Here is a 21,056-nt window from a genome sequence, read left to right as displayed (position 1 = left end):
CTCCCTATTTAGGTTGGTTGCCAAGTACTAACTCAAGTACCCCACCCTTAACTAAATCCTCAAATTTAAGTGACAACTCATTCACCTGCTTTCCATTAAACCTTCCACGCTGAATATAAAAATGATCTGGATGCTGTTCACGAACTTTAATCAGGAACTCATTTTTCCGTATCTCCTTAGGAAGTTTAATCCTCACCGTCTCAAACAATGGCGCTCCTATTAGAAAAGAAGGATCAGGTCCCGTTAGTCCTTTTACATCAAAGAGCCCCATTGAAGACAATACATACCATGCGCCCAGCTGCCCTTGATCCTCATCCTGACCATATCCATAACCATGTATACCATCAGTACCATAAAATTCATTACAAATTGCCCTAACCCATTTTTGGCTCAGATCTGGCCTTCCTGCATAATGGAATAACCAGGAAACATGTAAATTTGGTTGATTCCCATGATTATACAAGCCCTGAATCCCGGCAAACGCATCAATCTGCGTTCCCCCACCAAATGAATTTTTCTGCGAAATGGTAAAAATACTATCCAGTCGACTGCTAAAAGTCTCCTTTCCAATCAAGCCCACCAACTGCTCTGGCGCATGAGGTACATAAAATGTATACTGCCAGGCATTACCCTCCTGAAAGCCTTTCCAGGGTTCAAAAGGATTAAACTTATCTAAAAACATCCCCTTACTATCCTTAGGTCTGATGAATTTTGTAGTGGGATCATATAGTAACTTCCAACCTTCTGAGAGTTTAGTCAACTGTTTATAATCCTTTGTTTTGTGAAGAGACTTAGCGAAAGTTGCCGCTGCAGAGGCAGAAAAAGAATATTCCAGGGTATGAGAAGCCCCAAAAGGAGAGCCTTCGGTATTTAACTCCGGGCTACCAGTCTGATCCTTCACATATGGTGAATAACCCTTCTCCACAAAAACACCAACATCCAGCTTTCCAGCACCGGGAATCCGGTCTTTAGCCTCCAATTCATTTTTTCGTACAGCTTGATAGGCAAGAGGAACATCATAATTCCGAATTCCTGCATTATAGGCCGCTGCAATCGCCAGTCCTGTAAAATTCGTTCCAACACCAGATACGTATTTACTAGTGGCAATACCATCACCAAGCCAGCCTGCATCCTTATAAACCAGTAATTGACTTTGTACCCAGTCGTTATAGTATTCAGGATAGGCAATGGCCCATAATTGAGTCAGGTTCCAGAACGCACCCCAAATGGCATCTGTATTGTAATGCTGATATTGCGGCTTACCATTTTTTAGTAGTGGAATCTGCCCTATTCCCCCATCATTTTTAGGATATGCACCATTCACATCACTTGCCAGGCCTCTGCCTAAAAGCGCATGAAAGAGCCCCGTATAAAACTTAATACGATCTTGTTCCAGTCCACCTTTTACTTCAATTCTGCCCAATGACTTATTCCAATTTTGAATAGCATTAGCTTTTGCTTTTGCAAAAGTTAATCCTGAAGCTTCCTTCGTCAAATTGAGTTTTGCATTGTCTACAGAAGTATAAGAAAGACCTGTTTTAATTCCAATTTGCTCACCTTTTTTTGTTTTAAACTTCAAATATATTCCAGCGCCCTTTCCCTGAATGGTCTTGAGTCCATTAAACTGTGTACTGTCCCTAAATACACCATAAGAGGTGGGTATTTTATCAAGCACTGCATAAAAATACATGGTCACATTTGCTGTTTCCTGATATTTCTGAACATATACAGGTTTGGTGACCACGTAGCCCCATACATGACCATGATCATAAGTCACTTTTGCATCGAGCACCGGTCCGCTCTCGCCCATTTTATGCCCAATATCAAATATAACATTGGCATCATCTGTTTCTGGAAAAGTATATTGATGAAAACCAACCCTCTCAGTAGCGGTAAGCTCTGCTTTAATATTATAATCTTTTAAAAGCACCCGATAATATCCAGCAGTAGCATATTCGTCAGACTTATCAAAAGAAGATCTATATCCTGAATTTTTCTCCTCCTTCTTACTTACAGGAAATGTTTTCAGTTTCCCTACTGTTGGTGCAAATACTACCCCGCCAATCTGAAACTCATGAAAATTTGCGAAGCCCTCTATGGAACTATGGCGATCGTCATATCCTACGGCTTCCCATCCCGATGGATTGCCTTCACTTCCATTCGTGCTGGGTGCTAATTTGGCCATACCAAAAGGAACTGCTGCGGGGGTATAGAAAAAGTACCGGCTATGCGCAGACCCGATGTTTGGCTTCACATACTGAACTGGTCCATCTTCTTTCTGTGCATAAAGGAAGGTCGCTTGAATACTAACTAATAAGAGGAAAACAATCCTTTTCATCATGATTTAAGGTTTTGGTTTTACTAAAGAAACGGCGAACACAAAATGGAGACCATCAAAATGTACATACATAATCACCAAATATATTTTAAATTCTTAACAATCCAAAATACATTAAAAAACAAGCAATTAGAAGCTTTAGTCCCACTGATCTACAGGAATAAATTTAATTATCATAAGGTAATATTTAAATTTCACTATACTTGTATGTACATATAATTAGAAATCAAATGATGAATAGACTTACAATATTGACCTGCTGTACTTTTCTTTCATTACCTGTGAGTTCTTATTGCCAGCAACCGCTCTACAAAGACGCCAGTCAATCTATAGCATTAAGAACTCAGGATTTAATTAAAAGAATGACGCTCAAAGAGAAAGTAGGTCAACTTTTAAGTCCCCTGGGATGGGAAATGTACGAACGACAAGGAAATAAGGTTAAAGTATCTCAAAAATTCAAGGACATTGTTGCTGAAAAACAGATTGGGATGCTCTGGGCAACATTCAGGGCCGATCCATGGACACAAAAAACCCTGACCACTGGTCTTAACCCCGAGATGGCAGCCAAAGCAGCGAATGAGTTACAGCAATATATACTAAAAAACACACGTCTTGGTATTCCGATATTTTTGGCAGAAGAGGCACCTCATGGCCATATGGCGATTGGCACCACCGTATTTCCAACTGGTATTGGTCAAGCTTCCACCTGGAACCCATCATTATTGGAAAAGATGTCGGAATGTGTATCAAAAGAAGTGCGTTTGCAAGGAGGCCACATTAGCTATGGTCCTGTATTGGACTTATCACGTGATCCTCGTTGGTCACGTGTGGAAGAAAGTTATGGTGAAGACCCTGTATTAACCGGTACGCTTGCTGCTTCCATCATCAAAGGCCTGGGAGGAGGAAAGCTTTCTAATCCATTTAGCACAATAGCCACACTCAAACATTTTGTAGCCTATGCAATTCCGGAAGGAGGACACAACGGAGCGGCTGCCAGCGTTGGCGAGCGGGAACTTCGTGAGTATTACCTCCCTCCTTTTCAGTCAGCTGTAAATGCCGGAGCGAAATCAATTATGGCCGCTTATAATTCCATAGATGGCATCCCCTGTAGTTCCAATAGTTTCTTATTGACGGATATTTTAATTAAAGAATGGGGATTCAAAGGTTTTACAGTATCTGACTTAGGAAGTATAGAAGGTATAAAGGGAAGTCATCGCATCGCGCGGGATTACACCGAAGCTGCTATCCTGGCACTCAAAGCTGGTTTAGATGCGGATCTCGGAGGAAATGCTTATCCCAACCTGATCGCAGCTGTTGAAAAAGGAAGAATTGAGGAACGTTTTATTGATACCGCAGTATCAAGAGTACTCCGTCTAAAGTTCGGGATGGGGTTATTTGAACATCCATTTGTAAATCCCCAAAAAGCTAAAAAGGGAATTAAAACGCAAGAACAAATCTTACTTTCCCGTCAGGTTGCCAAAGAATCTATCATTCTATTGGAAAACAAGAATAACATTCTCCCATTGAAAAAGGGAATCAGGGTTGCTGTTGTAGGCCCTAATGCAGACAATGTATACAATATGCTGGGTGATTATACAGCCCCACAAGCTGAAGGAGATGTGATCACTATATTACAGGGAATTCGCGCCAAACTATCTGCCTCGCAAGTAAGTTATGTTAAAGGATGTTCCATTCGTGACACCACAGAAAATACCATCCCTCAGGCCATCGCAGCTGCACAAGAAGCCGATGTGGTCATCGCAGTAGCAGGTGGCTCCAGTGCCCGGGATTTCAAGACAGCATACGCTACAACAGGAGCTGCAATTGCAACAGATAAAACTGTAGGAGATATGGAGAGTGGCGAAGGATTTGACCGCTCCACATTAGACCTGCTTGGTAAGCAAATGGATTTATTAAAGGCATTAAAAAAGACGGGGAAACCTCTTGTTATCATCTATATACAAGGCCGGCCGCTGAACATGAACTGGGCTGCCGAAAATTCGGATGCACTGCTTTGCGCCTGGTACCCCGGTCAGGAGGGTGGTTCAGCAGTTGCAGATATATTATTTGGAGATTATAATCCCGCTGGGAGACTCCCTATTTCCGTACCGAGAAGTGTTGGACAAATCCCTGTTCATTACAATAGAAAAAGCCCGCTCGACCTCGTTATGTCGAAGAAGAAGCAACTCCACGCTATGCGTTTGGTTACGGAAAAAGCTATACGACTTTTGCTTATCATGACCTGAACATCAGCAAAGAAACAACCAAAGGAACTTATCGGGTGTCCTTCATCTTACAAAATACCGGACCATATGATGGAGACGAAGTAGCCCAGCTATACTTAAAAAATCAGTTTGCTTCAACAGCTCAGCCTATCAGTCAATTGAAGCATTTTGAACGTATTAAACTCAAAGCGGGAGCATCAAAATCAGTAGAATTTGTACTAACAGCAGATGACCTGTCCATCATTGATATGGACATGAAAAAAGTATTTGAAACCCGCAGCACATTTACCATCATGATCGGATCAGCTTCTGATAAAATACAACTACAAAAACAACTGGACATTTAATTAAACATGAGAAAATATTCCATTTATATCCTATACTCTGCCTTTTTGGTGACCGCCTGTACTACTCAGGGAAAGGCCCAAAATAAGGAATTAGCCGCTCAAATCCTTGCTGACTCTTCGTTAACTATCGTCGACAATCTGGCAAGAGATGTAATTAAAGAAGGCTTCAATGCTGGAAGTGGTTACTCTCAGATCTGGGCACGAGACTTTAATACATTGATTGAAACCTCTTTAGATGTGCGTTCGAAAGAAGATGTCCGGGGAGCAATCCTACTCTTCTTCGCCCTCCAGCAAGAGAACAATGAGATGGTAGATGGCTATGTGCTAAAAAAAGACTTTACATGGAATGATGATACGCCATATTACTCCAGTGCAGCCCCGGGTCATGTAGGATTTAAAAACACTGTTGAAACTGATCAGGAAACGTCACTTATCCAGTTGGTAGGAAAATATATTAAAAAAAAAAAAACGGAGATACTGGCCTGCTCAATGAAAAAATAGCCGGTTTAACCGTGCTGACCAGAATAGAGAAAATGATTGATTACCTATTGCTCGAACGTTACAACAAGCAATACGGTTTACTTTGGGGAGCAATGACGGCAGACTGGGGTGATGTTCAACCACACGACACCTTTGGCTGTGATTGGAACGAACTGTCTAACGAAGCTATCGATGTTTATGATAACGCCATGTTCATTATTGCGCTGCAATATTTAGCAGATGTTGTACCAGACAAACATAAAGCCGAGCAATGGACCCGATTAAAAAAAGGGATTTATAAGAATGTAAGAAAACATCTTTGGGACACAAAAAACCAGAAATTCATTCCACATATTTATCCTGGCAAATCCCCTATCCCAGCCGGCTTCGACGAAAACACTATCTTCTATCACGGTGGCACCGCGGTTGCAATAGAGGCAGGCTTACTTTCTAAAGAAGAAATTGCCACAGTCAACAAGAAAATGGTAGAAAATGTAAAGCGTTCTGGTATGCCTGGTATTGGCCTGACCTTATACCCTACCTATCCCGAAGGATTTTTTACCGGAGGAATGTCCAGACCGTATAACTATCAAAATGGTGGCGACTGGACCTGGTTTGGTGCGAGAATGGTCCAGCAACTCATTGCAAATGGTTTCGTAAAAGAAGCATATGAAGAAGTTCGTCCTATGATAGATCGCGTAGTAAAAAACAAAGGTTTTTATGAGTGGTATGGCAAAGGAAATTTACCTGAAGGATCAGGTAAATTTAAAGGGTCTGCTGGAGTGTTAAGCAAAGCAATAGGTCAATTCAGGGATTGGGCCAATCAAAACAGTAAATAGACTAATCCAATACCTCATCAATCATACCAAATTGTTTAGCCTCAGCTGCCGTCATCCAGTAATCACGGGCAGCAATTTCGTTGATCTTATCATAACTCTGACCGCTATGTTTCGCAATAATATGGTATAATTCGGTTTGAACTTTTAGTACTTCCTTTATACTGATATCCATATCCATAGCCGTCCCCTGTGCACCGCCGCTGGCCTGATGAATCATCACCCTTGAATGTTTCAACGCTGAACGTTTGCCCTCAGCGCCAGCGCACAGCAATACAGAGCCCATAGACAAAGCAACCCCGGTACAAATTGTAGCCACATCCGGCGATATAAACTGCATGGTATCATAAATCCCAAACCCGGCATATACTCCACCACCAGGACAATTAACATATAACTGGATATCTTTCTGTGCATCAGCGGACTGTAAAAAGAGTAATTGTGCCTGTATAACATTAGCACTCCTGTCATCAACAGGCTCCCCCAAAAAGATGATTCTGTCCATCATCAATCTTGAAAACACATCCATCTGTGCCACATTTAATTGCCGTTCTTCAGTTATATAAGGCGTCATAGCAATTGGGCCTGTATTAGATGAGATCCGGTTGATATAACCATCTACGTATAAACTATTGATACGATGATGTTTTACTGCATAATTGCGAAATTCGTTCTTGTTCATATTCTGTGTGTTTTTTTTTTTTTTTAAATTTCAGGCATAAGTTTCCCTGCTCTCCTGAATAGAGAGATATAGTTGTTTTTTTTCAATTAATGCGAAAGCGAAAGGTTTTTACCGAAAAGCTGCATGATTTTTTGCCTGAAAGAATAGTGTTCCGGAGCTGTAAACAACTTTTCATGCACTTGTTCTATTTCTTTTCTCAGCTGCTGTCTTCCGTATTGCCGGATCAGACTGTACGTTTTTTCCTGCCAGAAAATACTGTCCTTTAAATCTGGTTCTAATATAATACGGGCTTCAAGCAGGATGCTATCTGCTTCTTTTCCAACTGATAAAAGATAATCTTCAATCAGGAGCAGCTCATTCCATGATGTCTTCATAACTTAACGATTTTTCTTTTACAGTTTCTTTTATTTTCTCCAGACATTTAAATTTCTGAACTGTTGCTGATCTTGGGCCTGAAAATCCAAATCGCTCTGCAAGGGTTTCCATATTCAGTCTTTCATAATAAAAAGCGCTTAGCAGTTGCAGACATTTCTGACCTGCTGTTTGCAGTAAGTGGATCAATCTGGATGAAGAGATCTCTTCATAGACGGAATCAACAGCATCAAGATCATTATTGAGATCAAGAGAAAATTGTTTACTGGCCACTTTATACCGTTTATTCCAAAGGAATTTTGCAATGCCAAAAAGATATGCTTTTTCAGTGTACTGAAGTGTTTTCCCTGTATGCTGAACTTTCTCATAATAAATGATCAGGGCATCCTGAAAAATATCTTTAGCTTCATCGAACGAGCCTCCCATTTTCTTCACATGACTTGCCACAAGAGGAAAAGCATCCTGATACAGTGACATGAGTAAAGTTTCATGGTCGTTTCGTATTTTTTCTTTATCTGGCTTTAGATCCATAACTACTATATTTTAATAGTATGTGCTTATATAACTTCAAATATCACCTAAATTCTGTAATTATTTTTCACACTGGATCTTATGATTGTTTTAATCCTGAATCAAATAAACACTTTGGGCATTTACTTTATTTTCCAAACTACAAAAATCCCATAAAGTATATCTTATATTTATAAGGTTTATTCAATTAAGCTCACCATGAAACTAAGAATTATTACTACTTTACTAGTAATAGTATCGTTAAACGCCATAGCCCAGCAATCAGTTGATAGGCCAGATAACCTTTTTAACGGGTTAGACACTACTTTCCAGCGAGTGCTTAAAACCTGGCACGCAGCAGGTTTTGCTGTTGCTGTTGTACAGAAAAACAAAAAGTGATTTATGCCAAAGGTTTTGGTTACCGGGATGCAGCCAACAAGCTGCCAGTTACGCCAAATACAGTATTTGCAATAGGCTCTTGTACAAAGTCATTTACGACAACATTGATTGGCAAGTTGCAAAAAGAAGGGAAAATAAATATTGACCAGCCTGTAATTAATTACCTCCCAGGATTAAAGTTTTATAATGAGACGATGACCAGCCAGGTTAATCTTCGTGATATGATGAGTCACCGGACAGGGCTGGCCAGATTTGATATGTCCTGGTATTTATTTAATACTTCATCTACAGACAGTCTTATACAGCGTATTAAATATATATGGAACCCAATGCCGGATTAAGAGAAAAATGGCAATATAATAACTTTATGTTTATGGCGCAGGGTGCTCTAATACAGAAATTAACGGGTAAAAGCTGGAGTGACAATGTTAAAGAGAAACTTTTTATACCACTAGGAATGACCCATTCAAATACCAGCATACCTGAGCTGTTAAAAAGTGGAGAGATTGCTGCCGGTTACGGAGTGAAACCGGATAATACATTAGACAAATTGGATTATTACAATATTGACGGTATGTCACCTGCCGGTTCTATTAATAGTAATGTGTATGATATGGCGAAATGGATGACCGCCTGGATCAATAACGGAAAATACGAAGGCAAAGAAATTATTCCTAAAGACTTCCGCAACCAGGCCATTAGTTCACAAGCTATTGTTGAAGGGGCTTTACCAGGGAAAGAATCTCCGGACATCTACTTCGGAAACTACGGATTCGGCTGGTTTGTGGATTCTTATAAGGGACATTACCGAGTAGAACATGGTGGTAATATTGATGGGTTTTCGGCTATTTCTTCTTTTTTTCCAGCAGATAGCTTAGGCATTGTCGTACTAAGTAATCAGAATAGTTCAAAGGTTCCGATGATAGTGAAAAATATAATCACTGACAGACTACTTAACCTTAAGTATCAGGACTGGAATATTAAAACTAAAAATGACCAGGATAAAGCAGACCTGGCCAGTGCTAAGGAAAACAAAAAAACAATAGCAGCTCAGCATAATCCTTCCACACATCCTTTAGCGGATTTTGCAGGAAGCTATACTCATCCCGCCTATGGTACTATGAAGGTCTATATGGAGAATGATTCTCTATTTGCAAAGACAAGTGTCCGCAAATTTTGGTTAAGGCATTCGAATTATGACATTTTTGAATTATTTAAGAAAGATCCTAAAAAAGGAGTGGATACCACTACAGGGTATACTGATATTAATCTGCAATTCCATATGAATTCATCCGGTGATATCGACGGTTTTGAAAATCCGTTTGAAAGTGGAACAAAACCATTTTTATTTATCAAAGAGGAAGACGTTAAGCAGGTTAAAGCCCCTGAATAATAAATTTATTCTTCCTGCTGGTAAACTGCGGCAAAGTCTTTTGCAAATTCGGCCAGTTTAACTTTGCCTAAAACTGGCTGATTGCGGTAATAGTCTTCATACAATTTACCAGTGCCCTGATTGGCTTGCATTTCTACAAATCCCTGAGCAATCTGAGGATTAAACCCCACACTTAACCAGGAGTTTAAAAGCTGATCATCCGAAATGATCTTCCATTGCAAGTCAGGCTTTCCGATCGCCAGTCCAAGTGCCTGAGCAATTTCATTAGGTGATACCTCGTCACTGGCGACATAACGGATAGTTCTTCCCTCAAAAGGCTGTTCGATTTCTTCTGCAATCACCACAGCAATGTCCAGAGGAGAAACCCACGGTTCCTTTTGATCACCGCCGTAGTTTGAGATAATAGCACCTTTGTTTTTGATTGTTGGAATGAAGGAAAGCATGTTGGTATAGAAGCCTACCGGGCGCAAAGTTTTAATGGACACATCAGCAGGTAACTGCTTCAATATATGCTCTACATTATGATGAAATACCAGAAAGCCATTACCTTTATCCATGTGTGCGCCAATGCTGCTGAGATGAATTACCTTTTTCACCCCTGATTGTTCGATAGCCTGCCTGTAATTATCGCCAATCTGGCTAATGACACCAATAAAATCAACTTCCTTATCAGACACATCACCGCCAGCAGCATCGAGCGTTTCCATGACATATACGATATCTGCGTCTTGAAAAGTTTTGGTCAGAAAAGAAGCATCCTGCATCGATCCAATCGCAGCCTGAGCACCGAGCGCTTCAATTGCTGGCTGTCGCTCCGCATTACTACTGATGACTGTTACGTTATGACCTTTTTTTATCAAAGCCCGGGTAAGGGGTTTTCCGATGTTTCCAATGGAACCTGTAAGTACGATGTTCATAATTTTTTTTTTTGTCTGATACAAAGTTCAGGATCAACGCAATTGAAAAAATAACCAAATCACTAATTGTTGTAGCCAAAAGCCAGAATTAACAACTCTTTTCCTGCACGTTCAATACTAAAATCTTTTTCCCACACCAAAACTAAATAGCCATGGATCTATTTTTGTGTTTGCAATTACAGTTGCACCACCGGCAACGCCCGGTAAGGTAGTTACTGTAGCATCTGTTCTTAGCCAGATTTTCTTCACATCAATATTCAGGAATAAGTTTTTGCCAATATCAAAATCACTACCAACCTGCGCAGCGAAAGCAAATTTATTTTCATAATTAGTTTTAGCAATTGCAGGGCCATTTTTAGCACCATAAAATATGGTATAGTTAATGCCGGCACCTAAGTATGGTAAAATACCTTTTGCAACTGGTACATGGTACAAAAATGTTAAAGTTGGTGGTAATAGCCATACTTTGCCAACATTCACATCCCCCAAAGCAGTTTCTGTCGCCGTTATCTGATGACGGGTTGTAGCCAGGATTAAATTTGCCGAGAAATTTTTAGTTAAAAAATAAGTAAAATCCAATTCAGGAATAAACGTTGTACTTATATCTGCCGACCCGCCTATTGTACTGATAACTGCACTAGCATCAGGGGCAACTACTGTTCCACGTAACCGTATGCGCCACTCTCCTTTTTGCTGCGCAAAACCTGTCAATGTCACGCTTACTAAAAGCGCTAGTATCCATACTTTTTTCATAATGAAATCATTTAAATTATGGTCAAATCTATTCACGACTGACCGACCTTCAAATGAGCATGAATAGCTTTTCTTATGATCTTGATCATATCTTCCTTTGAGATTGTTTGCCAACAAAATAAAGCTACTAACAGACCAGGTGAATGTCATACAGATTTATAGTATTTCTATATATCCATCCGTTCCATTCACCCGGATCTGTTGTCCATCTTTGATCAGTCTGGTCGCATTCTCCACTCCTACAACTGCTGGTAAACCATATTCACGTGCGATAACCGCTCCATGAGTCATCAGCCCGCCAACTTCGGTCACTAACCCCTTTATGGATACAAACAATGTTGTCCAGCCGGGATCAGTAAAAGAGGTAACTAATATATCTCCTTCTTCCAGATCAGCATCTTCCATGTTTAAAATCACACGCGCCCGTCCTTCTATAATTCCGGAAGAAACAGCCAAACCTACTATTGCGCCAGCCGGAAGATTTTCTCGTTTGTACTTACCTGTAATAATTTCACCATCAGACGTGATCACACGTGGCGGATTTAGTTTTTCATATAATTTATGTTCATCTTTTGCTTTGCTGATGACCTGGTAATCCAGTTTATTTGTGCGCACAACTTCGCGCAGTTCTTCAAAGGTCAGATAGTAGACATCTTCCTTGTCCTGAATAATACCAGCTTGTACCAGGCGTCCGGCCTCTTTCAATAAAGCAAGTTTATAAACAAAGAAGCGGTTAACTATCCCGTATTTCGGATATTCCCGATAACCGGCGAAATTCCTGAGCAGACTGATCATTTGTTTGGTCTCCCAGGCTTTTTGTTCACCATCAGATAATTGCTTTAATCGATCTAATAATTCTTCTTCCTTTTTCAAAGCCTCCTGTCTCCCTTGCTCAAATTTCTGATTGCTGGCACCAGGTTTATGATTTTTGATGTTACTGAGAATCATCGGAACAAGTATAGCCGGTTTTTCACTCCAACGCGTTTTAGTAATGTCTATCTCTCCTGCACATCGCATTCCATATTTGTCCAGATAAGCATAAATAGCGTCCCGGGTTTCCTTTCCACCATCAAACTTAGCCAGATCATCCAGAAAATCATCATCTTTTACATCTTCTAAATATTCAATAATTTCCGGGTAAGGACGAATCACATCTGCAACATCCAATAACTCCAACCCCATTTCTGAAGTAATATTGTTAGGTACTGATTGGGCAAGTGTATCTGCTGCATTTTTTTCACCTAACCAATCCTTCATGTTTCATCTATTGATCCATGATAAAGCATCCATAGAAGCTATAATTGCACTCATATTTTGCGGGGCAAACAAGCTCATTTTGGACTGCTGGCCATCTTCCAGGATAAAATCAAATAAGTCCGGGCCCGACTTTGTTTGAATGTTATGTTTCAACTCTGCTATTAATGTCTCATTATGCTTGATCAGCTCAGAAACGATCGCTGGATCATCTTTGATCTGAGCTAAAATATCTGCGGTCGATTTACCTATACTGCTTTTAATCGGGCTAAATTCTTCTTTGTCTTCAGGTACTGGTTTTATAAAATCTTCTCGTGCAATGATGGCTATTAATGCGTCTTTGATGAGCGGGTCATGTTCACCGACCAGATCTATGATCAGTTTTCTGCCAGCAGGTGAAGCCAGGTTTTTTGCGATATCCACAAATAACCTTCCGCCGGCTTTAAACATAGGCCGGGCAGCAGTTAACTGCCATAATGATATTCCCAATGGTTTCATGGCATCGGTCATCATCATTTGTTGATGCCCCACAGAGACATAGACGTGGTTTTCCTGATCATCCTTTTTCGGGATCGGATATAATGCAGTAATTGGCCTGCTCTGGACAATATAAAACTTATCATTTGCCAAACACCATTCAATGTCCTGCGGACTACCAAAATGTTCTTCAATCTTTCTGCCTATCTGCTCCATTTGTAAAATCTGCCTGTCCGTCAACACTTGCTTATTCTGATTCTCGGGTTCAATCTCCTGTTCTTTGGTACCACCGTCTTTTAAAGCATAAATAGCTAATTTCTTGGTGGATATCTTCTTATCGATAACCTTGCCTTTAAGCACTTTATACAGATCAGTATTTACCAGACCGGAAACCATGGCCTCACCAAGGCCGAAGCTAGCATCAATAGATAGTACTTTTCTATTAGAAGTGACCGGATCAGCGGTAAACAAGATCCCTGCCGCCTCCGCAAAAACCATTTGCTGAACCACTACAGATAGTTGGACTTTACGATGGTCGAAGCCATTTTGAATACGGTAAACTACTGCCCTCTCGGTAAATAGTGAAGCCCAGCATTTACTGATATACTTTAGAATTCCTTCTTTTCCTATAATGTTCAAATACGTGTCCTGCTGACCTGCAAAGGATGCGCTGGGCAAGTCTTCCGCAGTAGCACTTGACCGTACAGCAAAAGCATGTTTTTCACCGAACTTTGTGAGATAATCAACAATCTCTTTTGCGATGTCTTTAGAAATAGGAATGCGCTCAATGATCATACGGATTTTTGCGCTGATTTCGCTAATACCTGCCCTATCTTCAGCTTTAAAACCTGTCAATTTATCCAACAAGCTACTAAGTTCCTGATTATGTTTAGTTATCTTTTTATAAGCTTCTGTAGTCACGCAAAAGCCATCCGGCACTTGTATCCCATTGATCCTGGATAGTTCACCCAGATTAGCACCCTTACCTCCTGCGGCAAGTAAATCTGATCTGCCGATCTCCTGAAAACTATATATAAAGTGTGTGTTTTTTTTACTGTATTTAGTTTGTTTTCAGGTGTCATAAGATGGCTTTTTTTAGATGTCTAAAGCCAAAAATATAAGTTATAACGTATCAAAACATCGTTTTTTAACTATATTTTTCTACGCACAATAATGCTGGAAACAAGGACGTTATACATACAAACAACGCAACTGAAATTATTCTTTCAGAGCCATTCTTTCTTGTCCATTCTGATACATTCGTTTAATCCCTATTACTGAGTTTTTCTCTGAAATTACTTTAATCCGGAAATCGTCAATTCCATCAAGGAGAAATAAATCTTTTTGCAAAGGAGTAAGTAAAAAGCTGACAGCCTTGTTCCATTTGTAATACAGATTATGATTTTCGTATAGCAGTTCACCTTTCCCATATTTACCCTGGTACGATTTTAAAATTGTACTATCTATAATAGCAGGTTTTTGTCTGTTCTTCACAACAGGAATAATCCAATCAATACCATTTAATGAATCCTTATTTTTCATAGACAGTTTTTGCAAAGCTAAGACATGAGCGATATTTACTGCCTCCTCGCTTTTACATAAGACATCTGGAGTGACCCCGCGTCCTTCAAAATCTATTTTCGTAATCGGATCTTTCACTTCTCCAATAGGTATATTTATACAAAACCCCCGCGTTAATATTTTTCGATCAACTGGATGAGCCCCACCTGCCGTTTGTTCACCTACAATCGTAACCCGTTTCAGGTTTTGAAGAGAATAACTCATCCATTCAGCAGCAGAAAAAGTGGCGCCACTTGTTAATATATAAACATCAATCTTATCTAATCGTTTACCCGGCACAGAGGGTAGCAGCCACATTTCCCGATCAATTTTTTTTCTGCCACTTTCATAGTAGTAATATTTATAGAGAGGCAGGTCCTTGCCCGAAAAAAGATAACTGCTGATAAATTGCCCCATCTCCATTGCTCCTCCATTATTTTTACGCAGATCTATAATTAAAGCATCTGTATTACTTAAAAATTGCATTATTGATGCTGCAGTTTCACTTCCTTCAGCAGGATCATGAAAATAATTAAATTCTAAATAACCAATATTACCCTCCAATATGCGGGCTTGCTGAAAACCAAAGTTCTTTCTCTTTGCCTCAACTAATTCTTGTGCTTTAATTCCTTTCTGCACTCCCTGATCTTTACTTTTTTGCTGATTATCTACCCACTGCTTGTCATATATTACATTGAAATGCAAATCTTTGCTGATTTCTAAAAGATCTGTTGTGAGCTTAGACGCAAATTCATTTGGAATAGATATATTTTTATAGATCCCTTTTTTATAATTTTCATCGAACCCCTTCTTTATTTTCCCTATAGAATTTGGTCTGATATAAAACTCTTCCAGTTTCTTAGTAATCGAGTCGATAATTTCTTTTTTGTCTGATTCATTAAGAACATTTTCTGCTTGTTTAGCCGGTTCTTTCTGTGAGTACACAGAAATTGATGCTAACAATAATATTAAAGTTATAATAATAATCCTTTTCATTCTATGAGATTCTACAATTTGAGATTATTTTACAAAGGATTTTATCAAGTAACTCAATTTCATTGGCAGATAATCCATCGAGAGCAGTTTTGCGGTTCTGCTTAATTACAGGAGTCAGTAAGTCAATTGTTGTTTTTCCTTTTTCTGTGATCTTAAGATTGAATTTTCTTCTGTCTGATTCATGCACATCTCTTGTCAGATAATGATTTTTTACCATGAGCTCAATGATCCTTGTAACTGATGCATTGTCTTTAAAGACCAGTTCTGCTATTTCCTTCTGGGAAAAATCAGAGTTTTCATTAAGAATTATAAGGACTAAACACTGGTCAACTGTAATATCACTTACAATCCTTCCTATATTTTTTTGACAAATTTTCCTATACTCTTTAATGGTCTGTTCTATGGTATAAAGTACAGTTCCGGTTGGGTTTTTTTTTTTGGAGTCATATAAATTTATTTGATACGAATATAGTTGATATATCAAACATAAAAAAAAACAATAGCTTAGCTTATTCTTTTAATTCTGAGCCTTTGAACACAATAATTAGCAGCCAAATGCAGGGACGTAACTGGTACTATTTATTAATCATCATTGATAGCACGTACCGGCTATAATTTCCTCCAGCAATAGCATAAATCTGGTGTTTGGTTTTATTGGAGTAAATTGAATGGTGTGCTGATCATTGCTAACCGTAACCTGACTATTACTAACCAGAAAAGCGGCTACATTTTGTACGCAGTAAGAACACAATAACCAGTCATCTACTAAATTACGTTAAATAAATCACCTTTTATCGCGACAAGCCTTATGCGGACTTAGTAATTTTTCAATATATTTAGCGAAGCAAATCAATGTTGCAGGAAAATTTAAAATTTCGAAAATCCCAAAAACACTACATGCTACTATAACTAAAAAAAAAAACGCCTCAGAAATCAAAAAAAAATGACTAATTGTATCTACTGTACTAATGAATTAACAGGAAAATACTGTTCCAATTGTGGACAGCCTGCAAAAATAAAAAGAATTGATGGTCATTACGTTAAGCATGAAATTGAACACGTCTTACATTTTGAAAAAGGCATCCTGTTAACTATAAAAGAGTTGGTAATCAGACCCGGACAAAACGTAAGAGAATTTATCGACAAAGACAGAAGCAAACTTGTAAAACCAATTATATTTATAATCGTAGCTTCATTAATCTACACGTTAATAAGTCACTTCTTTCATATTGAACAAGGCTATGTTAATTATGAGAGTTCTGAAAATTCTACAACGACTTTAATTTTCAATTGGATCCAAAATCATTATGGGTATGGAAATATTATAATGGGCGTATTTATTGCCTTTTGGCTAAAACTATTTTTCAAAAAGTACGAGTACAATTTTTTTGAATTATTAATTCTATTATGTTTCGTGATGGGAATGGGAATGCTGATATTTTCTGTTTTTGCAATTCTTGAGGGATTGACAAAAATAAATCTGATGAAAATTTCCGGAGTGATAGCTAACTATATTGTGTCTGGGCAATTGGACAATTTTTTGATAAAAATAAAGCGGCAAACTACTTTAAAGCAATGACGGCCTATCTATTAGGTATGATTACATTTTCTATATCAGCAATACTTATAGGTGTTCTGATCGATTTTTTAATCAAATCATAAGTTATAAACTTACATTTCTATCTACACCCATTTTTATTAAAAAGACTGCCCGGATTTTTTCGATTTTTCAGTAGTCTGGTTTTTCGGGGGGAGGTCAACTATTTTTTTTTAAAGTATAATTTAATATTACTAATTATAATCGTTGCGATTCATTTTGCAATCCCGACTCGCGGCTATCTTTTGTTTTGATCTTATTATTCCCAAACCGATAGGTGAAATTTAGTCGTATCTGACGGGTCTCCCCTGCATACGTTGTATGTAGCAGTAAATTATTCAGTTGCGTGTCTGTATTTATTTTGTTTGTCCTCAAAATATCAGAAACAGCTAATCTCAGTGTTTTATCATTCATTAAATTCTTTTTTGCAAACCAAGGTCGATCTGCGAGTTACTTTTTATATAAGTATTTAAACCACTTATATTTTTCGAGTTAATTACACCTACAGCCTCAGCAGTAATATCTCCTGGCAGCTTAAAGCTTTGCTGGATATTAATTGTACCTGCAAAACGCCTGCGGCTATAATTTCCATATTCCGTGGTTCCAACTTTATTTTCCAATCGATACCCTATACCAGTCAGGCTCATTTCCCACCATTTAGCCAGGGTGATCTGCTGTGTAATCGTCAGATTAAGATTATTCTGAAACCCAATATTTCTGGGAACCATAATAATCCTGTTTCCCTCCAAAACCTCTGTTATCCCATTACTTAGATCGCTTGTACGTGTATAACTTACTGATATCGTTGTACTTTTCAAGCTATATTGCAGGGCTATCGTATTCGCATATTGAGGTTGAAGAAATGGATTTCCTTTCCAATAAGAGAGTTCATCTACAGGATATGAAAATGGATTCAGATCATTATAGGCAGGGCGGTCAATGCGGCGGGCAAAACTTAAATTATAAGTACCAGATTGCCTGGTTTTATAAGTGATCGCAGCCGTTGGAAAGATATTCAAATAATTTCTAACTACTAATTCTGGTGACTGACTACTACCTTCCCTTGGCTGTAGGTCTCCTCTGGAATGTGTATTTTCCAACCTTACCCCGACATCGAAGTTGAGTTCATCATTAATCGCGGTCTCATATTTCAAATACCCTGCTGTTATTTGTTCCTGATATTTGAAGGTATTCGATAGGTTGATATCAAGTATAGGAACACTGCCATTCGCATCATACTGATTAAATACATTATCAGCATTTATATCAGAGAATTTTGCACCTGTTACCATCCTGCCCTTCCCAATCGCGAAGCCATAATCAGCTTTAACTGCATACATTTTAATAGCTCTGCTATTGGCGACAAGGAAATTGTTAGAAGACTGAAACTCACCACTGGGTGAATAAAAAGTATTCGTGCTCAGATTTTTTGTAGCTGCATCAAAGATCCCATAGTCCGCATCTATATCCAGTGTTTTATTATTGTTACTTTTATACCGGTAATTCAGATTGGCATTATACCTGTTAGCCCTCTGATCAGGATAGCTGCTCTGGCTTTTTAACGTCTGCAAGAGCTTGCCTGTTGGCTGATCATAGATATTTGTCATCGGGGTAATCAAACCACCCCCACTTGAAAAATTGCCATTCATTACAACTCCAATCGTTTTGGTAGTATCGATGGCATAATCTGCACCCAAAGTTGATCCCATACTGTGGCGTTTATCTACATCATGATTCGCGTTCAGATAAATCTTTCCATTTGTTGTCCTGTCATTATCATAGTCCATAGCATAATGTCCAAAATTATGATTGTAACTTCCAAACAGATTAACTTTTCCTTTTCGATAGTTAAGATTCAGATTGGTATTTTGCTTAAGTGTGAGACCATAAGCGATTCCATTGTTAATACTGCCATTGAAACCCTCTGCAATTGACTTTTGAAGCACAAGATTAACAATACCGCCAGTACCGGAAGCATCATATTCGGCAGATGGGGTTTTAATAACTTCAATAGATTTTAAGTCAGAGGCAGACATAGATTTCAGCAGTTGTGCCAGCTCTGCCGCCTGTAAATAGGTTTGCCTGCCATTGATCATGACCAGCGCACCGCTTGCTCCATTCAGCGTAATTGAATTATCCTGGTTCACTAGGATACCTGGAGTCCTTTTTAGTGCCTCTAATGCACTAACGCCTTGTACGGCTATGCTTTTCTGGACATTATAAATCATTTTTCTACCTTCAATTTTAACAAGAGGCTTGTTGCTGGAGCTCTGAATAACAACCTCTTTTAAACTACGGGCAGTTGTTTCAATTTTAATAATGCCTAAATCCATATCGCCCGATAATTTCAACAGATCACTCTGATAAGAGAGCGAACCTAAATAACTTACTGAAACGACATAGCTCCCTGCAACGGCAGCAAAAGAAAATGTTCCGTCCTTACTGCTCAGTCCCTGTTTAACTACTTGTCCGATATGACCATCCTTTAAAAACAAAGTTGCACCGTCAATAGCCTCGTTATTCACACTATTAATGATTCCTCTCAAAGTGATATTGGAATTGATTTGGCCAAAACCCTCTGAGAAGAAACATGTTAGAAAAAAGATGAATAAACAGGTTCGTTTCAGGTTAGAATTTATCATGAATTAGCGTGTTTTGATATTATATGTTCTATTGAACCGTAAGTTAATAGAATTTTACAAACAACAGATTATATCACTTGAAAGAAAATAGAAGCAGATATAATTCAAATAGAAGCATCCCCAAAACCGCTCTGAAAACAGTTGATTAAATGGCAAAAAACACTTCAAACCAGACAGCTACAACTAACTGAGAACAAGCACGTTGAAACCACCTTGTTCAGACATCATTCAGAGACCATTCACAGGCACTAAAGGCATCATCATTCAATTTTTACCGAACAAACATTAAACTTGTTGTAAATTATTTTTCAAATAAAAATTTAAAACGACACTTATTGTTATTGTTTTAACTATATTGGTAATACCAAAAACCAGATATAATTATGGCAATTTTACAAGAAGGCACCGTATTAGCAGGTATCAGAGGAAAAATCGGAAACATTGTGATTTATCAATGGAAGAATAAGGTTTGCGCAAGGTCTAAACCAAAAAAAGGCCGTAAAAAAGCAGTCAGAACTGTCCCGCAGCAAGCTCAGGCCAATAAAATGAAAGTATTGAGTCCATTTTTAAATGTGGTTGCCCCTTTTCTTCAGGTAGGTTTCAAGCAAATAGTTGCAGGTCAGGATATGTCTGCGCACAATGCTGCTAAGTCTGTCAACATGAAAAATGCCATTAAAGGAGAATTTCCTGAGCAAGAGATCAACTGGGATAAGATATTGGTTGCAGACGGAGAGCTGGTCAAACCTGAAAATGTAACGGTTACACTAGCAAACAACACTTTTAATTTCACCTGGAGCAAAGATCAAACAGGTATCGGCTCTCCAAACGACAGGGTAATTATCCTGTTATATAATAGGGATTATAAACATTTCCATGCCAATTACAGTGGTGCACGCAGAGACGAATTAAAAGATACTTTCTGTCTCGATTCTATTCCTATTGAAACGTACGATAGAACTTATGAAGTATTTATAGCCTTTAAAGATGTCATGAGTGATGAGGTTTCCAAAAGTGTATATTGTGGGAGTTTTATAAATCAGTAGTGTATTAAATTTGATTTACGGAGCATTTAATATGCTAATAAAGGTATAATATTATTATTTTTACTAGATGAGCATAGGCCAGCAAATCTTATTTTTTTTTTTTTTAGTGCCCTTGGTGCATTCAATGGCTTTGCACTCAGTTTATACCTACTGTTCTTCAAGAAGTTAAAATCGTCAGCATCCTATTTTTTAGGGCTGCTGCTGCTTGCACTAAGCTTAAGGATCGGTAAGTAAG

Annotated in this window: 20 protein-coding genes; 9 read left to right on the top strand and 11 right to left on the bottom strand. The window is 38.6% G+C overall.

The window, feature by feature from the left end; all coding sequences use genetic code 11:
- Positions 1-4 precede the first annotated feature (4 nt).
- Positions 5-2,341, bottom strand: coding sequence for a GH92 family glycosyl hydrolase (locus ACWYN3_RS05795; RefSeq protein ID WP_456220291.1), 2,337 nt, complete (start codon positions 2,339-2,341; stop codon positions 5-7).
- 227 nt (positions 2,342-2,568) lie between these two features.
- On the opposite strand from ACWYN3_RS05795, the gene ACWYN3_RS05790 reads away from it, so the two are divergent.
- From ACWYN3_RS05790 to ACWYN3_RS05775, 4 genes are read left to right on the top strand one after another with little or no spacing between them, the layout of a single operon-like run.
- Positions 2,569-4,584 (top strand): glycoside hydrolase family 3 N-terminal domain-containing protein, encoded by a 2,016-nt coding sequence (locus ACWYN3_RS05790; protein ID WP_456220290.1) that lies wholly within the window; start codon positions 2,569-2,571, stop codon positions 4,582-4,584.
- 35 nt (positions 4,585-4,619) lie between these two features.
- A complete protein-coding gene (locus tag ACWYN3_RS05785) occupies positions 4,620-4,910 on the top strand; it encodes a fibronectin type III-like domain-contianing protein (RefSeq protein ID WP_456220289.1) in 291 nt (96 codons plus the stop codon).
- A gap of 6 nt (positions 4,911-4,916) precedes the next feature.
- Positions 4,917-5,411 carry a hypothetical protein gene (locus ACWYN3_RS05780; protein ID WP_456220288.1) on the top strand — a complete coding sequence of 165 codons (495 nt, stop codon included), beginning with the start codon at positions 4,917-4,919 and terminating at the stop codon, positions 5,409-5,411.
- A 32-nt stretch (positions 5,412-5,443) separates the two neighbouring features.
- Positions 5,444-6,229: a hypothetical protein gene (locus ACWYN3_RS05775; protein ID WP_456220287.1), complete on the top strand. Its 786-nt coding sequence runs from the start codon at positions 5,444-5,446 to the stop codon at positions 6,227-6,229.
- Position 6,230: 1 nt separating this feature from the next.
- Here ACWYN3_RS05775 and ACWYN3_RS05770 read toward each other — a convergent pair whose 3' ends face one another.
- The 3 genes from ACWYN3_RS05770 to ACWYN3_RS05760 form a co-directional block, all read right to left on the bottom strand.
- A complete protein-coding gene (locus tag ACWYN3_RS05770) occupies positions 6,231-6,908 on the bottom strand; it encodes an ATP-dependent Clp protease proteolytic subunit (RefSeq protein WP_456220286.1) in 678 nt (225 codons plus the stop codon).
- 86 nt (positions 6,909-6,994) lie between these two features.
- Positions 6,995-7,282: a hypothetical protein gene (locus ACWYN3_RS05765; protein WP_456220285.1), complete on the bottom strand. Its 288-nt coding sequence runs from the start codon at positions 7,280-7,282 to the stop codon at positions 6,995-6,997.
- The gene (locus ACWYN3_RS05760) at positions 7,263-7,811 is read right to left on the bottom strand and encodes an RNA polymerase sigma factor (RefSeq protein ID WP_456220284.1); all 549 of its coding nucleotides are present in this window, start codon (positions 7,809-7,811) and stop codon (positions 7,263-7,265) included. Before ACWYN3_RS05760 ends, ACWYN3_RS05765 begins: the two co-directional genes overlap by 20 nt.
- A 198-nt stretch (positions 7,812-8,009) precedes the next feature.
- Here ACWYN3_RS05760 and ACWYN3_RS05755 point away from each other — a divergent pair, with 198 nt between their 5' ends.
- Genes ACWYN3_RS05755 through ACWYN3_RS05745 form a run of 3 tightly spaced genes read left to right on the top strand, consistent with a single transcriptional unit; the run spans position 8,010 to position 9,582 of the window.
- Positions 8,010-8,189, top strand: a complete 180-nt coding sequence (locus ACWYN3_RS05755) for a hypothetical protein (protein ID WP_456220283.1) — start codon at positions 8,010-8,012, stop codon at positions 8,187-8,189.
- On the top strand, positions 8,186-8,530 hold the full coding sequence (locus tag ACWYN3_RS05750; protein ID WP_456220282.1) for a serine hydrolase domain-containing protein: 345 nt from the start codon (positions 8,186-8,188) through the stop codon (positions 8,528-8,530). Before ACWYN3_RS05755 ends, ACWYN3_RS05750 begins: the two co-directional genes overlap by 4 nt.
- Positions 8,509-9,582: a serine hydrolase gene (locus tag ACWYN3_RS05745; RefSeq protein ID WP_456220281.1), complete on the top strand. Its 1,074-nt coding sequence runs from the start codon at positions 8,509-8,511 to the stop codon at positions 9,580-9,582. The genes ACWYN3_RS05750 and ACWYN3_RS05745 overlap by 22 nt, the downstream gene beginning before the upstream one ends.
- Positions 9,583-9,587: 5 nt before the next feature.
- Here ACWYN3_RS05745 and ACWYN3_RS05740 read toward each other — a convergent pair whose 3' ends face one another.
- The 6 genes from ACWYN3_RS05740 to ACWYN3_RS05715 all read right to left on the bottom strand — a co-directional run bounded on the left by ACWYN3_RS05740 (position 9,588) and on the right by ACWYN3_RS05715 (position 16,023).
- Positions 9,588-10,499 carry an SDR family oxidoreductase gene (locus tag ACWYN3_RS05740; protein WP_456220280.1) on the bottom strand — a complete coding sequence of 304 codons (912 nt, stop codon included), beginning with the start codon at positions 10,497-10,499 and terminating at the stop codon, positions 9,588-9,590.
- Positions 10,500-10,616: 117 nt separating this feature from the next.
- A complete protein-coding gene (locus ACWYN3_RS05735; RefSeq protein WP_456220279.1) occupies positions 10,617-11,252 on the bottom strand; it encodes an OmpW/AlkL family protein in 636 nt (211 codons plus the stop codon).
- Between the two features lie 156 nt (positions 11,253-11,408).
- Positions 11,409-12,509 (bottom strand): PEP-utilizing enzyme, encoded by a 1,101-nt coding sequence (locus ACWYN3_RS05730; RefSeq protein ID WP_456220278.1) that lies wholly within the window; start codon positions 12,507-12,509, stop codon positions 11,409-11,411.
- 3 nt (positions 12,510-12,512) lie between these two features.
- Positions 12,513-14,000, bottom strand: a complete 1,488-nt coding sequence (locus tag ACWYN3_RS05725; RefSeq protein WP_456222898.1) for a PEP/pyruvate-binding domain-containing protein — start codon at positions 13,998-14,000, stop codon at positions 12,513-12,515.
- A gap of 201 nt (positions 14,001-14,201) precedes the next feature.
- Entirely contained in the window at positions 14,202-15,488 is a 1,287-nt protein-coding gene (locus ACWYN3_RS05720) for a S41 family peptidase (protein WP_456220277.1), read from the bottom strand.
- A gap of 52 nt (positions 15,489-15,540) precedes the next feature.
- A complete protein-coding gene (locus ACWYN3_RS05715; RefSeq protein ID WP_456220276.1) occupies positions 15,541-16,023 on the bottom strand; it encodes a MarR family winged helix-turn-helix transcriptional regulator in 483 nt (160 codons plus the stop codon).
- A gap of 459 nt (positions 16,024-16,482) precedes the next feature.
- On the opposite strand from ACWYN3_RS05715, the gene ACWYN3_RS05710 reads away from it, so the two are divergent.
- Positions 16,483-17,118 carry a DUF3667 domain-containing protein gene (locus ACWYN3_RS05710; RefSeq protein WP_456220275.1) on the top strand — a complete coding sequence of 212 codons (636 nt, stop codon included), beginning with the start codon at positions 16,483-16,485 and terminating at the stop codon, positions 17,116-17,118.
- Positions 17,119-17,549: 431 nt separating this feature from the next.
- Here ACWYN3_RS05710 and ACWYN3_RS05705 read toward each other — a convergent pair whose 3' ends face one another.
- On the bottom strand, positions 17,550-19,682 hold the full coding sequence (locus ACWYN3_RS05705; protein ID WP_456220274.1) for an outer membrane beta-barrel protein: 2,133 nt from the start codon (positions 19,680-19,682) through the stop codon (positions 17,550-17,552).
- A 479-nt stretch (positions 19,683-20,161) separates the two neighbouring features.
- Between ACWYN3_RS05705 and ACWYN3_RS05700 the strand changes: the two genes are divergently transcribed.
- Positions 20,162-20,821, top strand: a complete 660-nt coding sequence (locus ACWYN3_RS05700) for a DUF6266 family protein (RefSeq protein WP_456220273.1) — start codon at positions 20,162-20,164, stop codon at positions 20,819-20,821.
- Positions 20,822-21,056 lie beyond the last annotated feature (235 nt).

Source organism: Pedobacter sp. NJ-S-72, from assembly GCF_053890575.1.
This window is presented reverse-complemented; position numbering and strand designations above follow the sequence as displayed.